The 13,712-nt window shown below is 65.5% G+C and carries 15 protein-coding genes; 6 read left to right on the top strand and 9 right to left on the bottom strand.

Going from position 1 to position 13,712, the window contains the following annotated elements; translation table 11 throughout:
- The coding region (locus ABW137_RS22665) for a ClpX C4-type zinc finger protein (RefSeq protein ID WP_526403695.1) at positions 1-280 on the bottom strand (280 nt) is incomplete at its 3' end.
- Positions 281-391: 111 nt separating this feature from the next.
- A complete protein-coding gene (locus ABW137_RS22660; RefSeq protein ID WP_526403694.1) occupies positions 392-1,180 on the bottom strand; it encodes an SDR family NAD(P)-dependent oxidoreductase in 789 nt (262 codons plus the stop codon).
- 168 nt (positions 1,181-1,348) lie between these two features.
- On the opposite strand from ABW137_RS22660, the gene ABW137_RS22655 reads away from it, so the two are divergent.
- Positions 1,349-1,909 (top strand): TetR/AcrR family transcriptional regulator, encoded by a 561-nt coding sequence (locus ABW137_RS22655; protein WP_526403693.1) that lies wholly within the window; start codon positions 1,349-1,351, stop codon positions 1,907-1,909.
- 50 nt (positions 1,910-1,959) lie between these two features.
- Here the strand turns inward: ABW137_RS22655 and ABW137_RS22650 are convergent, their stop codons facing one another.
- The 3 genes from ABW137_RS22650 to ABW137_RS22640 form a co-directional block, all read right to left on the bottom strand.
- Positions 1,960-2,406: a pyridoxamine 5'-phosphate oxidase family protein gene (locus tag ABW137_RS22650; RefSeq protein ID WP_526403696.1), complete on the bottom strand. Its 447-nt coding sequence runs from the start codon at positions 2,404-2,406 to the stop codon at positions 1,960-1,962.
- Between the two features lie 128 nt (positions 2,407-2,534).
- The gene (locus ABW137_RS22645) at positions 2,535-3,086 is read right to left on the bottom strand and encodes a GNAT family N-acetyltransferase (RefSeq protein ID WP_526403692.1); all 552 of its coding nucleotides are present in this window, start codon (positions 3,084-3,086) and stop codon (positions 2,535-2,537) included.
- A 143-nt stretch (positions 3,087-3,229) separates the two neighbouring features.
- A complete protein-coding gene (locus tag ABW137_RS22640) occupies positions 3,230-3,751 on the bottom strand; it encodes a tautomerase family protein (RefSeq protein WP_526403691.1) in 522 nt (173 codons plus the stop codon).
- Positions 3,752-3,873: 122 nt separating this feature from the next.
- Between ABW137_RS22640 and ABW137_RS22635 the strand changes: the two genes are divergently transcribed.
- Positions 3,874-6,747, top strand: a complete 2,874-nt coding sequence (locus ABW137_RS22635; RefSeq protein ID WP_526403690.1) for an AfsR/SARP family transcriptional regulator — start codon at positions 3,874-3,876, stop codon at positions 6,745-6,747.
- Positions 6,748-6,810: 63 nt separating this feature from the next.
- Here ABW137_RS22635 and ABW137_RS22630 read toward each other — a convergent pair whose 3' ends face one another.
- Entirely contained in the window at positions 6,811-7,404 is a 594-nt protein-coding gene (locus ABW137_RS22630; RefSeq protein WP_526403689.1) for a TetR/AcrR family transcriptional regulator, read from the bottom strand.
- 157 nt (positions 7,405-7,561) lie between these two features.
- Between ABW137_RS22630 and ABW137_RS22625 the strand changes: the two genes are divergently transcribed.
- The 3 genes from ABW137_RS22625 to ABW137_RS22615 all read left to right on the top strand — a co-directional run bounded on the left by ABW137_RS22625 (position 7,562) and on the right by ABW137_RS22615 (position 10,497).
- Complete coding sequence (locus ABW137_RS22625; protein ID WP_526403688.1) at positions 7,562-8,527, top strand: alpha/beta fold hydrolase; 966 nt, start codon at positions 7,562-7,564, stop codon at positions 8,525-8,527.
- 7 nt (positions 8,528-8,534) lie between these two features.
- Positions 8,535-9,497, top strand: coding sequence for a YncE family protein (locus ABW137_RS22620; RefSeq protein WP_526403687.1), 963 nt, complete (start codon positions 8,535-8,537; stop codon positions 9,495-9,497).
- 64 nt (positions 9,498-9,561) lie between these two features.
- Positions 9,562-10,497, top strand: a complete 936-nt coding sequence (locus ABW137_RS22615; RefSeq protein ID WP_526403686.1) for an amidohydrolase family protein — start codon at positions 9,562-9,564, stop codon at positions 10,495-10,497.
- Positions 10,498-10,546: 49 nt separating this feature from the next.
- Here ABW137_RS22615 and ABW137_RS22610 read toward each other — a convergent pair whose 3' ends face one another.
- Entirely contained in the window at positions 10,547-11,260 is a 714-nt protein-coding gene (locus ABW137_RS22610; protein WP_526403685.1) for an SDR family NAD(P)-dependent oxidoreductase, read from the bottom strand.
- A gap of 98 nt (positions 11,261-11,358) precedes the next feature.
- Between ABW137_RS22610 and ABW137_RS22605 the strand changes: the two genes are divergently transcribed.
- Positions 11,359-11,961 carry a TetR/AcrR family transcriptional regulator gene (locus ABW137_RS22605; protein WP_526403684.1) on the top strand — a complete coding sequence of 201 codons (603 nt, stop codon included), beginning with the start codon at positions 11,359-11,361 and terminating at the stop codon, positions 11,959-11,961.
- 3 nt (positions 11,962-11,964) lie between these two features.
- On the opposite strand, the gene ABW137_RS22600 is transcribed toward ABW137_RS22605, so the two are convergent.
- Both ABW137_RS22600 and ABW137_RS22595 read right to left on the bottom strand, forming a co-directional pair.
- The gene (locus ABW137_RS22600) at positions 11,965-12,513 is read right to left on the bottom strand and encodes a lipoprotein LppJ family protein (protein WP_526403683.1); all 549 of its coding nucleotides are present in this window, start codon (positions 12,511-12,513) and stop codon (positions 11,965-11,967) included.
- A gap of 21 nt (positions 12,514-12,534) precedes the next feature.
- The coding region (locus ABW137_RS22595) for an alpha/beta hydrolase (RefSeq protein ID WP_526403682.1) at positions 12,535-13,712 on the bottom strand (1,178 nt) is incomplete at its 5' end.

Here is a 13,712-nt window from a genome sequence, read left to right as displayed (position 1 = left end):
GCCGCCGAAGCTCGTCCACGCGGGCACGTAGGTCTGCCTCGACGTTGGCCGTCGTAGCTGCGACGCGCGGGATCTCGTCGAGCAATTCGTCATCCGAGTAGTCCTCACGATCCCGCAGCGGGAGCGTGTCTCGATCAGGTCGATCCTCGACAATCGCAACACATTTGGTGACGCAGTCGCCGCAGATGTACACGCCGTGACCGCTGATCAGCGTCTTGACCTGGCGCGATTCACGCCCGCAGAACGAGCAGTACATCACTGCCGACACTGCTTTGCTCATGGTCCCCAGCCCTTCCCCATGTGTCAGGGTTGTCCTGACATTCGCGCTGTCAGGATAACCTTGACGGAAATGACCTTCAAGCTTCCATCGCGTCATCAGAGGAGAGCGCCCTCAGCTCGGTGATGCCCCCAAGGCGGAGTCGCTCTGGTTGGTGAAGCCGCCGTCGATGGTCAAGATCGTGCCGCTGGTGTATGACGAGAGATCCGAGGACAGGAAGACGACACTGGCTGCGATCTCCTCCGGTGTGGCGAGGCGTCCGAACGGAATCCGGAACCCAGGAGTGGGGGCTTGGTCGCCGGCCTCGTCGTTGCCTGCGGCGAGGTGGTCTACGCGTTCGGATGCGACCAGTCCCGGGTTGACCCCGACGACGCGAACCCCGAATGACGGGCTCTTCGAGCCCGCGATCCGGGTGAAGGCCATCAGTGCGGTATTCCCAGTGCTGCCCGCCACGTAGGAGTCCAGGAGTCGCTCTCCGCTGGCACCGATTACGTTGACGATGACGCCCTGTTGCCGCGCGCGCATGGTCCCTAGGTAGCGGCGGGTGAGGTCGATATAGCCATGAACCTTTAGATCCCACCCCTGCTGCCACGCCTGGTCGTCGATCTGGTCGATGGAGCCGATGGGGATGGACCCCGCGTTGTTCACCAGGATGTCGACGTCGGGAAAGGCTTCGCAGGTGCGTTCCCGTTCCGATGCCTGCGACAGGTCGGCGGTCAACGTCGAGACACTCGTCCTCGACAGTGCGCGAAGGCTGTCCGCCGCGTCGGCGAGGCCATCGGCGTCCCGCGCCACCAGGCACAGGTCGGCACCCTCGGCGGCGAACAACTTGGCGGTGGCGAAGCCTATGCCTTTGGAGCCGCCGGTGATCAGCGCGCGACGGCCAGTCAAACCAAGATTCACGAGTGTCCCTTCCGAGGTGGCGATGTAGCACCTAAGTGAATTCCATACAAAACTACACCGTGCAGTGTAGTTTGGGAATGTCCCGCCGACCAGCTAGGAATTGGTGATATGACATCAACGTCCGGTGGCGAGGGGAGGCGCGGTCGCTCGATCGAGAAGCGCAGCGCCATGCTGGAAGCCGCCCGCGAGTTGTTCGTGACGCAGGGTTACGAGCTAGCCAGCGTTGATGCGATCGCCGCGCGAGCCGGAGTCTCGAAGAGGACCGTGTACGACCACTTCGGCGATAAGGAGACGGTCTTCGCCGCGGTCCTCGAGGCGGTGGGCGACAGATTGACGGCCACCGTTCAAATCGCTCTCGACCGCGACGCCAGCGCTACCGGAGACCTGCGCGAACGCCTGCTGGATTTCGCGCGCTGCATCGTTCTGGAGGCCTTCCCGTCCTCCGACTATGTCCATTACCGTCGCCTGTCCGTTCGTCGCGGCTCATGGCAGCAGGACCGCGAATCGGCCATCGGCGTCGGTATGGATCTATTCGTCCGTCGAATCGAGGAGTGGGCACAGGTCGGCGTCATCAACACCGACAAACCGCGCCGTGCCGCACAGCATTTCGTTGCCCTGACGCTCCAACTCGCCTTCGAGACGCTGGAACGGGCCTACCCTGTCGCGTCGGGCGAAGTCGACGAGATCTTGGTCGACGGCGTGGATGTCTTCGTGCGGGCCTACCAGTAGCTGCCGGGTGACCGGCTCGCGCAATCAGGAACTGAGACCCGGTGTGAAATCTAGCCGCCGGCGACGTCGAGTTGGCCGACGACGTCGGAGAAGTCGCTGCTAAGCCAGTTCTTGGGTTGCATGCGGATGCAGACCGACGATTGCGTGTTCGCGTGCTGGTTGGCGTCGGCGAACCGGTTGCCAGCATCCTGACCCAGGTACCGGATCGCGACGGCGCGGGCCTCGGCTTCATCAGCTGGCTCGATCGTCGTGACGTCGCCCTCGACGGTGACGTATTTGTACGGCAACTGCTCTTGCTGGGCCGTGATGGAGAATCGCCCAGCCGCTCGGATCAGCTTGACCTTGAGGTCGTCCTCGGTTGAAAAGATGGATACCTCACCGCCGGGCTCATAGGCGTACCAGATCGCCACCGCCAACGGGGCCCGAGCTGGGCGCTCAACGGCGATCACGCCGACGTGAACGCTGGCCAGAAACTGCTCGCGGGCTTCCTTGCTCATCTTCATGACTTCCCCAACTGTGCGCCGGATGCTAACTCTATTAAACTACACCGTGCAGTGTAGTCAGAAAGGAAGTCCAGACCGCAACTCTTTGGTGTCACGGCGACGGGTCAAATCCCCCTAGTCCGTCAGATGGCTTTGTTGTAGATGATGAAGTCGCATGGCGTCGCGAGCTGTGGTGCGAGGTGCGGATATTGGTCTTCGAACCTGCCTTGGCGGACCACCTTGTAACCCGAGCGCGCGTTCCAGTCCGCCATGAACACCTTTGATTCTCGTGTCCAGTTTCGCGGGACGAGGAGCTCGATCTGCAAGGTAGTGATGCCATCGCGCCGGAGCAGGTCGGTGACGAAACGGCGTAGTTCGCGCCCTATTCCCATGCCACGGTGGTTTTGATCGGCTACCAACATTCCCGTCTCACCGGTGTCGGAGTCGAGGTGTTGAACGCGAATCGAACCCACGACGGTGCCGCCGAGTCGGGCGACGACGATCTGTCCGGCCTGCGTGAACCCGATGACTTCCTCGAGAGTGGTGCGAGTGGCGCCCTGCTGCCAAAAGCCATCCTCTGCAACGGCATACACCTGATTTACCAAGTCAACGATCTGCTGCATCGTATTCACATCGCTCGCCGCTTCTGCGGGCAGAACTTCGATTTGCAACCCCGACGAGAGCGAATCCTTCATCTTTGCCCGTTCCCTTCGGTCGAACCACGCATCAGCGTCGAACCTTCCTGCAAACAAACGTGTTTGGACAGGATTACGTTCAGCCTAGTCCCAGCAGCGCCGGCCCGGCTCAATCACACCGATCGCCTAAGGCGACCCACCCGTCAACCAACGTCACGGGCACCGATGGCATCGAGTTCGGCTCCCTGATCTGGGCGTCGGCTGTCGTAGTCACCGCTCGGGGCCGACGGGCTGCGGGCACCCAGTCGCTCAGGCAGGGCGTCCTGTAATTCCTTGAACCAGGCAGCCTCGGCTTCGGGGGTGGGTTCGGGAAGCACGATGCCGGCCTCCATGCACCACTCGTTGGGAGTGTCACTGACGACGATGACGACGTGGTCGACGGGCTCTGCGGTGACCTCGATGATCAGCTGGTGCAGACGTCCCATGATCTTGCGTCGGGTGACTTCGCTGCGGCCGTACCGGATGCCGGCGTTGACGATGACCGAGGGCTCGACCTTGCCAGCGGTGTACATCAGCCCCAGCGGAAGGGGAGTGAACGCGACACGGATGAACGGTTCGGGGGCCTGGGTCTCCTCGTGATGGATGGTGGTGATGCCTCGAGCGATCTGATCGCGCTGCTGATCGGTGAGATCGACCCCGGCAGTGACGCATTGGTAGACCGGCATGGTGACTCCTACGGGTTGTGATCGCCCTCGGGTGGGTGACCGTGGGTGAACCCTGACAGCAGCGACTCCAACTTCGCTCCCACCCCGCTCCCATCAGCACGCACAGACGATTACGGTGAAGTATGCGGGTGCGTGACCTCGGCGCGTTGATCGTCGAAGTCGACGGCGTGGAACGTCCGGTCGGCGGTTCCAAGTCCGCGGCGCTGCTGGCCCTGCTGGTGATCAACGCGAACCGGCGCGTGTCCATCGAGGCCTTGATGGACGTCGTCTGGGGCGATCGGGTGACGACGGGCACGACGTCGACGCTGGAGTCGCACGTGTGGCGGCTCCGCCAGGTCTTGGAACCTGGCCGCGGAATCCGCCAGCCGCCGTCGGTGCTGGTCAACGAGGCCGGCGGGTACCGACTCAACGCCCACGGGCACGGCGTCGACTCGTTGCTGTTCGAGCAGATGGCCAGTGACGTGCACGATCAGCTCACCGCGGGGCGGTACCTGCAGGCCGTGAAGCGCGCAGACGACGCCCTGGCGTTGTGGCGCGGCGACCCCTATGGAGCACTCGGCGAACACGACTGGGCTCAACCGGCGGTGGCGCGACTGACCGAATTACGCAACCACGTCAGCGAACGACGAATCGATGCCCTCTTGGCCGCGGGTGAACCCGATAGGGCCCTGGCGGATCTCGAGCCCCTCGTTGCCGCGGCGCCGTTTCGTGAACACCTGCGAGCACAGCAGATGCTGGCTCTATACCGAAGCGGGCGAATCAAGCAGGCACTCAACGTCTTCCAAGACATCCGGGCCACTCTCGTCGAGGAGATTGGTACCGAGCCCGGACCCGAACTGCTTATCCTCCAGCGCAAGATCCTCGATCACGACGACAGTCTGCGGGCCGCCCCTGCCGACGTCGGTTCGTCGAGGCCGGTGGAAGTGCGACTGCCGGCCGTACTGGACGCACTGATCGGACGCGACAGTGAACTCGACGACGTCACTGCGTTGCTCAGCCGCGATGGACTCGTGACCATCGTGGGCGCCGCCGGTTGCGGCAAGACCCGACTGGCAATCGAGGTGGCCTGGCGGACGGCCAACGACTTTCCTGACGGGGTCTGGTTCGTCGACCTGTCTGCGGTCACCGACGCCGACCTCGTCGTGGACGCCATCGTCTCCACGATCGGCTTCTCCGCCTCACCGTCGGCCACACCATTCGAAGACCTCATCCATTACCTACGAGACCGCCAATTGCTGGTCGTCTTCGACAACTGCGAACACGTGCTCGACGCCGTCGCTCGGGTCGTGGAGGCCACGCTCGGGCAGATGAGCGACGTCATCACCTGCCGCTGCCGGATACTGGCCACCAGCCGCGAGCCCATCGATGTCGCCGGTGAGACGACGTGGACCCTGCAACCTCTCGCGCTCACCACGGGCGTGCCGCAGCGAGAAGAACATGACGACGACGCCGAAGCACCTGCCGTGCAGCTGTTCTTGAGACGTTTGCGTGGCGTAACGCCGTCACTGCTGGTCGACGCCGAGACCATCGACCTGGCCGCCGCGATCTGCGCCGCCGTGGACGGATTGCCCTTGGCGATTGAACTGGCCGCAGCCAGGGCGCGCAGCTACCGGCTCGAGGACATCCTGGCGCAAGTGACGGCAGACCCTGGCCAGATGCGCCGCCCTGGCCGAACCGGCCGTATACCCGACCACAGGGCCACGATGCGCTCGACCATCCAGTGGAGCCATGACCTGCTCAGCACCGAAGAACGAGTGATGCACCGACGCCTCGCCGTGCTGCCGGGCCCCTTCACCCACGACGCGGCGGCCGCCGTGGCACCCGACCTGTCGTTCGACGAGGTGGGTGATCTGCTCGCCCGGCTAGTGCACCGCTCGATGCTGACGTCAAACGCATCCCACCCTGGGGCGGCTCGGCACACGATGTTCAACCAGCTCGCCACCGTGCGTGCCCACGCCCGCCAAGCCCTCTGCGACGCAGGCGAACTCGCACCCACGATCGCGCACCGAAATGCCTGGATCTGCAACCTGGTCGCGGACCGTCCTCGACTTGGCAGCCCCGCAGAAATCGAATGGTTTCAGACCCTTGACGAGGACTACGCCACGGTGCGGGCAACGCTGGCCGACGTCTTGATCGAACGGCCCGATCCTCGAGGTTGTCGCCTCGCACCGCCGCTGACGTTCTATTGGTACTTTCGCGCCAAGGTCGTCGAGGCCGGACGATGGCTGCAACTCGCCCACGATCTTGCCGACGATGTCGCCGTCACCGAACGCATCACTACGGCCGTCGCACTGGCCGCCGCACTTGCAGTGCAAGGGCGCGTCGACGCGTCCCGCCCCCGCATCGCCTCAGCGCTGCAAGACACCGCCCGCGTTCCCGCGGACCGCGTAGTCGAAGTCGGTGAAGCGCTGGTGACCTTGGCCGCGGCGGTATGGGTGCACGAAGTCCATGACTTGGTGATCGACGTCAATGACGCTTTGACGACCCTCGCCCAACGCGCCGACGATCCGCAATTGGACATCCTCGCCGAGTCCTGCGCCTGCATGGCGATGATCGCCACCGGCCACCTCGACGAAGCCGCCAGCCGAGCCGAAATCGTCTATCAGCGGGCCAAAGCCGTGAACAACGAAACCGCCTGCTGGATCGCCGCCGCGGCACCCTTGGCCGCGGCCCTCCAGAATGAACAGCCCACTCGCGGCGTTCCCTGGGTGGGCAGGGTCATGCGGGCACACCTGCGCGTCGGCGGCGCCACGGCCGGCATGTTCATCGAGATCCGTGCCAACTACGAAACGTTGTTGGGGCGGCACGAGCAGGCAGCCCAGTTCTACGCCGCGGCACGAATGCAAACACGGCGCGCCGCCATGGTCTGGCCCCGGCGAGAGCTCACCCAACGAATGCTGACTGAAACACGCGCGCGGCTAGGACCGGCGCACTACGAGAATGCCAGTACCAAGGGCGAAGCACTTTCACTCGCCGACATCGCTGCCCTCAGCTAGCCCGACTGGCCATTCAGACGCGGACTCACCGGAAACGGAAGGGGCCCGTGACCTCCCGTCGCCTCACCGGGCTGGTTCGGCGAGCTTTTGGGCGATCGTGTCGCAGGCGAGCCGGACTGTGGAGCGCAGCTGCTCGATGGACATACCACTGCGGCTGAGGACGGCAAGGGATTGGGTGACGGCAACGACGTACGTGGCGAGTTCGTCGATCAGTGCCGGGTCGGAATGCGCCTGAGCGAGAGCTGACCTGACGCGCGCCTGTTGCCTGTGCAGCATCTCCCTGACGCGGGTCGCCGTGGCCGGTTCCAACGTCGGGGACGAGATGGTCGACTGCGCGATCAAACAACCATCGGGAACGGTGGGGTCTTCGATGCGGGCCAGCACCACGCCGAAGAATGCCTCGACGGCGCCCACCGGATCATCGTCGGCGTGCGCGAGTGCGGCGTCGAACCGCGCACCGTAGTTCTCCGAATACCGTTGCAGGGCCTTGAGGAAGAGCCCGTCCTTGCTGCCGAAGGTTCCGTAGAGTGATCCGCGGCCCAGACCTGTCGCTGCGCTCAACTGCTCAAGGGACGCTCCGGCGTATCCGTTTTGCCAGAACACCCGCATCGCCTGCTCGACAGCTGCATCGACGTCGAACTGCTTACGACCGGCCATGTTTCGGCAACCCCTCCTGCGACGCCTCGCGGCCCAGACGGCATTGCCCGCGGTCAACCGTTGCGCGATTCCCCACCGAGATGCCGCACCTTCGCGTTCCCGGTTCAGTCTAGGCGTCCTGTACCGATTGGTCAAAGATGTGCTAGCGTACGAACCCATGGACGACACCGCTACCGGTCCCAGTCCATCGCCCAACGTCGGCGACCGCGCAGTCGGAGCCGGGACCGTAACCGACAGCCCCGGCCTGCCAACGGGTTTCGCTGCCACGTTCACCAGCCGCTTCGTCGACACCGGCGGGTTGCGGTTGCATGCCGTCGTGGGAGGCGATGGGCCGCCCCTACTGTTGCTGCCGGGCTGGCCGCAGACCTGGTACGCGTGGCGGCTGCTGATGCCGGCGCTGGCCAGCGACTTTCGCGTCGTGGCCATCGACCCACGCGGAATCGGCCGATCCGACAAGCCGGCCGATGGCTATGACACGGCCACCCTCGCCGCCGACGCGGTTGGCTTGATGGCAGCGCTCGGCCACGACCGCTTTGCGCTCATCGGCCACGACGTGGGGATGTGGACTGGCTACGCATTGGCCTCCGATTACCCCGAACGGGTCGACCGCCTGGTCCTGATGGAGGCCCAGATCCCCGGCCTGGCCGCATCGCCCGAAGTGTTCTCGGCCCAAGCGGCCATCAACGGCCTGTGGCACTTCACCTTCAACCGGCTCGCCGATCTCAACGAGCGCCTCGTCGAAGGTCGCGAGCGATTGTTCTTCGGTTGGCAATTCGAGAACAAGGCGGCGAAACCGCTGGATGCCTGCGCCGTCGACGTGTACATCGAGGCGCTCTCCACCGGACCGGAAGCGCTGCACGCCAGCTTCGGGCCGTACCGCGACCTGGACGGGACCCTCGAACAGAACGCCCGTCGCAAGTCGACGAAGCTCCCCATGCCAGTCTTGACGGTCGCCGGCGGCCGCTCGCTGGGTGATTCGATCGAAGCTGCCCTCGCACCTGCGGGCGACGATGTGCGAAGTGTGGTGCTCGACGGGGTCGGCCACTTTCCCGCCGAAGAGGCACCCGACGAAGTGCTGGCCCTGCTTGACGAGTTCCTGCGGCCGTACCGCGCGGAGCGCTGAGGAAGCGATGAAGAGTCCTGGCATTGCGATGGGTACCCGCGGTGTGATCGCGGTGGACAAGGTCGGCAATCAGATCCTGTTCCTGAATCCGCAGACGTTCGAAATACGCTCCGCACTAGAGGGATTCGAGCCCAACGTGCACGAATTGGCGATCGCACCGGATGGGAGCACCGCCTACGCGCCCATCTACGGTGACGGCCGCCACGGCGACAACCCCCACCCCGGAAACCACATCGTCGTGGTGGACCTGGAACGGCGAGAGCGGCTGGACGACCTGACCGTGGCTCCCTATCTCGCGCCCCACGGACTGCGGTGGGGTCCACGTGGCGAGCTGTACTGCGTCTGCGAGGACAGCGGCGTCGTGATCGAACTCGATGCCGTCACCGGCGAACACCGCGCGGTCATCGCGGTCGGATCGACGAACGCCCACCGCATCGAAGTGCTTCCCGACGGCTCCAAGCTCTATACCGAGAACGAGGAGGACGCATTCGCGACGGTGATCGATTTGCGCCATCGCAGACGATTGCCCGACGTGCCAGCCCCCGGCGGATTGGCAGGCCTCGCAATGCATCCCGACGGCACGACCGTCGTCCTCGTCAGCGCCGCTCGACCCGAGCTGGTGATCCTCGACACCGCCGACGACGCGATCGTGCGTACCGTGCCGCTCACTGGCAACACTCGGCCTGCCCAGATAGCCCGCTACAGCCCCGATGGGCGGTACCTGGTCGTGACCAGCGTTGACGAAGACCTCGCCACCATCCTTGACGCCGGCCTTGACGCCGGCTTCCGCGTTCGGGCGACGGTGCCCGTTGGCAGCCAACCCATGGACATGGCCTTCGCTCCCGACGGTCGGAGCGTCGTGATCGCCAATCAGGGTGACGGCACCCTCACCGCGATCGACCTGCCCAGCGGAGAAGTGCAGGACGTTGTGGAGGTAGGTAGCGGCGTCGAGACGCTCGCCTACTACTGATGAAGCTGATCAACGGAGTGGGACGGCTGGGCGCCGTTCTCCCCAACTCGAAGGAGTAACTCGCGTGACAACCCCTGCCGAACGAATCGACGTGCACACCCATGTCATCCCGCCCTTCTGGGGTGAGGCGTTGCCCGACCACGGCGGCGATCCCGCCGGCTGGATGCTGCCGTCGTGGAGTCCGGACATCCATCTGGACTTCATGGACCGAAATCAGATCGCCACCAGCATCCTGTCCCTGACTGCACCGAGCGTCGTGGGTTGGCCGGCCGAGCAGCGCGGCGAGATGGCCCGCAGAGTCAACGAATACGTGGCCGCCCTGGTGGCCGAGCGGCCCACGCGTTTCGGCAACTTCGCGACGCTGCCGCTGCCCGACGTCGACGGCGCCGTCGCCGAGGCGCGCTTCGCGCTCGACGAACTCAAGGCCGACGGCGTGGTGCTACTGACCAACTACGACGGCGTCTACCTCGGTGACCCGCAATACGCGCCACTGTGGCGCGCGCTCGACGAGCGCTCCGCCGTGGTGTTCGTCCATCCCGGCCACCCGCTGATCCCCACCCTTCCCGGCGTGCCGGGACCCTTGGTGGACTACCCCTTCGACTCGACCCGCACGGCAGTGCACATGGTGTTCAACGGCGTGCTCGACGACTATCCGCGTCTCAAGATCATCCTCTCGCACGCCGGCGGGTTCCTGCCCTATGCGGTCACCCGGTTCTGCCTGCTGCAATCCGGGCTCGATCAGCAGGGGCCCTCGGCAGACGAACTCGAAGCCAAGTTCAAGCGGTTCTACTTCGATACCGCACTGTCGTCCAGTGCGTACGCCCTGCCGAGTTTCCTTGCCTTCGCCGATCCCGCGCGCATCCTCTACGGCAGCGACTTCCCCTACGCCCCCGCGTTCGTGGGCACGCGGTTCACCGAACTCCTCGACGCCGGAGCCGGCGACCAGAGCGTGGCGATCAATCGCGACAACGCGACGGGCGTGTTCCCTCGTCTGGCCTGACGTACGGGGCCGCGGTTACCAGGAGGCCACGGTTACCAGGAGGCCACGGCTACCAGGAGAAGGCCCGCGGGGGACCGGCCAGCGTGGCCTTGGCCTTGGCGCCGAGGTGGTCGAGGATCTCGATGTCTCCGGCTTCGAGGCCGTCGAGAGCCAACCGCACCAGGTCGGCCGGGTCGACCACGGCGTCTTCGGGAAGTTCGACGCCGGCGCGCGCGGCGTAGTCCAGCAGCGTCTGGGTGCCGATCAGTCCGGGCACCAGGGCGGCGACGAGGGTGTTCTGGCCGGCGAGTTCGACCCGGACACCATTGGTCAATCCCCACTCGGCGGATTTCGCCGCGGCGTAGGCGGCGTTGCCATCGACGGTGTTCCACGCCGCTGCCGACAGGACGTTGAGGATGGCGCCGCCGCCATTGCGAGCCAGGATCGGTGCGAAGGCCCGAATCATGGCGAGCGTGCCGTAGTAGTTGGTGTCCATGGTCGATCGGATCGCGGCCATGTCGCCGGTCACCAGGTTCCCGCCGTTGGTATCCGCCGCGTTGTTGATCAACACGTCGACGTCGCCGGCGAGCTTCGCGACGGCGTCGATCGAGGACTGGTCGGTGATGTCCACTCCGACCACCTCGGCGCCGGGGATCTGCACGAGCTCGGGGCGGCGCGCGGCGGCGTACACCTTGGCCCCGCGCCGCACCAGTTCCACGGCGAAGTGGTGGCCGATCCCACGATTCGCGCCGGTGACAAGGGCGGTGGCAGCTTGCAGCTTCATGCGATCCTCCAGCTTCACGAAAGATGACCATGCGGTCATGTTGACCAGCCGACGGTAACAACAAGATGACCGATCGGTCAACTTGGTAGGCTGCGGGGGTGACGTCGTCTGTTCGCCCACTGCGTGTGGATGCAGCCAGGAACCGTGAGCTGCTACTGGCCGCCGCCGAGGACGAGTTCGCCGAACGCGGCATCTCGGCCTCGGTCGCCGACATCGCCCGGCGTGCGGGTGTCGCGAAGGGCACCGTGTTCCGTCACTTCGCGACGAAGGAAGACCTCATCGCGTCGATCGTCGGCGGACACGTGGCCACGCTCATCGACGTCGCCCGGCGGCTGTCGGACTCGTCAGATCCGGGTGCTGCGCTACTCGAGTTCCTGACCGTGGCCGCGGACCAACGCCGACAGCACGACCTGACCTTCCTGCAATCGGCCAGCGAAGGCGACTCGCGGGTGACCGAGGCGCGAGACGAACTACGCGCGTGCATCGAAGTACTCGTTGCTCGGGCACGCGAATCCGGTGCGATCCGGTCGGACGTCACCGGCACTGACGTCTTCCTGCTGATGTGCGCACCGATTCACGTGGTGGACAACCTGTCGGACCCTCCGCCGGAACTGTGGCAGCGGTACCTCGCCATCATCTTCGACGGGTTGCGTCCCGAAGGCGCCAATCCGCTGCCCCAACCCGCGCCAGTCTTGCCCTGACGGTTACGACGACAGGTCGAGATCCTCGGTGGTCCCCTTGGTGTCCCTGGTGGTCGTCACGTCGCGGCACTCGCCGTAGAGATCGATTCCCCGGGTCGGGGTTCCGGCGTTCTGCGGGCGGAACAGGGCCACCACGCCGTTCCTCTTCAGTGCGGTGCCGTGAGTGACGGCATCGGGATCCGTGGTCCAGCCTTGACTTCTGAGGCGCTCGATCAACTCGGCGTCCTCGGCGTCGGCGGCCTCGAAGCTCGGGGCCAGTGGGTAGCCGATGCGCGCCTGCCCACGGAACGGCGGATCGCCCTGGTCGTTGCAGGAGGCCCGCCAGAACACCGGTTCGACGACGGGCAGGTCGAGGATGCCGACGATCTCCTTCGCCGCATCGACGACCTGGGCCTTGGATTCCTCGGGGGTGATCGGGTTCGACACGCCGTCGTTCATGATCCAGCTCACCGTTCCACATCCGGATACTAGGGCCGCCAGGGTCGCCACCACCGCGACGGTTGCGACTGGGACGAATGCTGCACTCCTGTTGCGGCCACGTGGTTTTGGCATCTTGATTCGAGATCCTCAGGACTACTGGTGGGTGTGCCCGGTGGTCCCCGGCCGAAACAGCTCGGGGTCGCTGAAGGTTGGCACGATGGGGAAGAGCCTTCCGAGCTCGTCGAGCATGGTGCTGCGGTGCGGCGCGGTCATGCCGTCGTGCTCGAGCGCGCTCCCGTGGCCGGAGACGATGTCGGACATGCTGAACAGGGACTCGCTCTGGGGCGCGTAGTACTGGCTGTGGTCGCCCCATGGCGTGGTAATCCCCGGCACCTCGGCCTTGAATCGGGTCGAGCCGTAGCCGTCCATGGCCGGGTCGTCACCCAGTGACACACTGAAACCCGTTCCTGGAAGCGGGATCTGGGGGATGGACCCCAACTTGGTCACCGGGTCGGTTGAGGCGGCACCGACGTAGAGGTGCCCACCCTCGTTGAGGTGGAAGTCGGCGGCGCTGCTGGCCATGTCGGTGCCCGGGCATCCGACCAGCACCACGTCGTCGGTGTGCATGCCGTAGCCGGCGGACGCGTCGGCCACGGTGGTCGATCCGTAGGAGTGCCCCAGTACGGTCATGTGACCGTCGCCTTGGTGAGTGGCGTTGAGCGCGTTGACGTCTGCGGCCAGCATCTGACCGCCCTCCTGCGCCAGGGCGGTCGCACCCACCCGCGGATCGTAGAGGGCATCGGGGGCGTCGTACCCCATCCACGCGACGACCGCGGTGGCATTGGCCCGGTCGGCGGCGTTGGCCTCCCTGTAGAGCTCGACCGCGTCGCTGCCGCCGAGCCAGCCCGACTCGACGCTGTTCCCCGTGCCGGGGACGACGACCGCGGTGTTCGGTGCCTGGTCGGGGTTGCCGATCGCGATCGCCGCGCGGCCATCACCGCCGAACTTCGCGGGCTCGTACACCTGCAGGTACGTCTGGGCGCCACCCGTGTTCTTCGAATCTTGGCTCAGCGCATCCCGAACCTTCGTGGCGTTGTGGTAGCGGGCCATCATCTCCGGGTTCATCCCGTAGAGGCCGGGGTGCGCCAGTACCTCGTCGACGGACACCCCACGTGACTTGGCCACCTCGGCGGGGCGAGCGATGTCCTGCCGCATGACGATCTGATTGGCGTAGTCGCGTTCCGCGACGGGAATGCCGTTGAGGTTTCCCATCCGCTCGGGCCAGTCGTCGAGCAACTCTCGGCGACGCTCGGGTGGGACCGAATCCCACC

The organism is Mycobacterium sp., assembly GCF_040509115.1.
Taxonomy (GTDB): Bacteria; Actinomycetota; Actinomycetes; order Mycobacteriales; family Mycobacteriaceae; genus Mycobacterium.
This window is presented reverse-complemented; position numbering and strand designations above follow the sequence as displayed.

Coding starts and splice junctions, on each gene's coding strand:
- ABW137_RS22655 (WP_526403693.1), top strand. CDS start 1,349: ATGCTGGAAGCCGCCCGCGAGTTGTTCGTGACGCAGGGTTACGAGCTA.
- ABW137_RS22650 (WP_526403696.1), bottom strand. CDS start 2,406: ATGAGCAAGGAAGCCCGCGAGCAGTTTCTGGCCAGCGTTCACGTCGGC.
- ABW137_RS22645 (WP_526403692.1), bottom strand. CDS start 3,086: ATGAAGGATTCGCTCTCGTCGGGGTTGCAAATCGAAGTTCTGCCCGCA.
- ABW137_RS22640 (WP_526403691.1), bottom strand. CDS start 3,751: ATGCCGGTCTACCAATGCGTCACTGCCGGGGTCGATCTCACCGATCAG.
- ABW137_RS22635 (WP_526403690.1), top strand. CDS start 3,874: ATGCGGGTGCGTGACCTCGGCGCGTTGATCGTCGAAGTCGACGGCGTG.
- ABW137_RS22630 (WP_526403689.1), bottom strand. CDS start 7,404: ATGGCCGGTCGTAAGCAGTTCGACGTCGATGCAGCTGTCGAGCAGGCG.
- ABW137_RS22625 (WP_526403688.1), top strand. CDS start 7,562: ATGGACGACACCGCTACCGGTCCCAGTCCATCGCCCAACGTCGGCGAC.
- ABW137_RS22620 (WP_526403687.1), top strand. CDS start 8,535: ATGAAGAGTCCTGGCATTGCGATGGGTACCCGCGGTGTGATCGCGGTG.
- ABW137_RS22610 (WP_526403685.1), bottom strand. CDS start 11,260: ATGAAGCTGCAAGCTGCCACCGCCCTTGTCACCGGCGCGAATCGTGGG.
- ABW137_RS22600 (WP_526403683.1), bottom strand. CDS start 12,513: ATGCCAAAACCACGTGGCCGCAACAGGAGTGCAGCATTCGTCCCAGTC.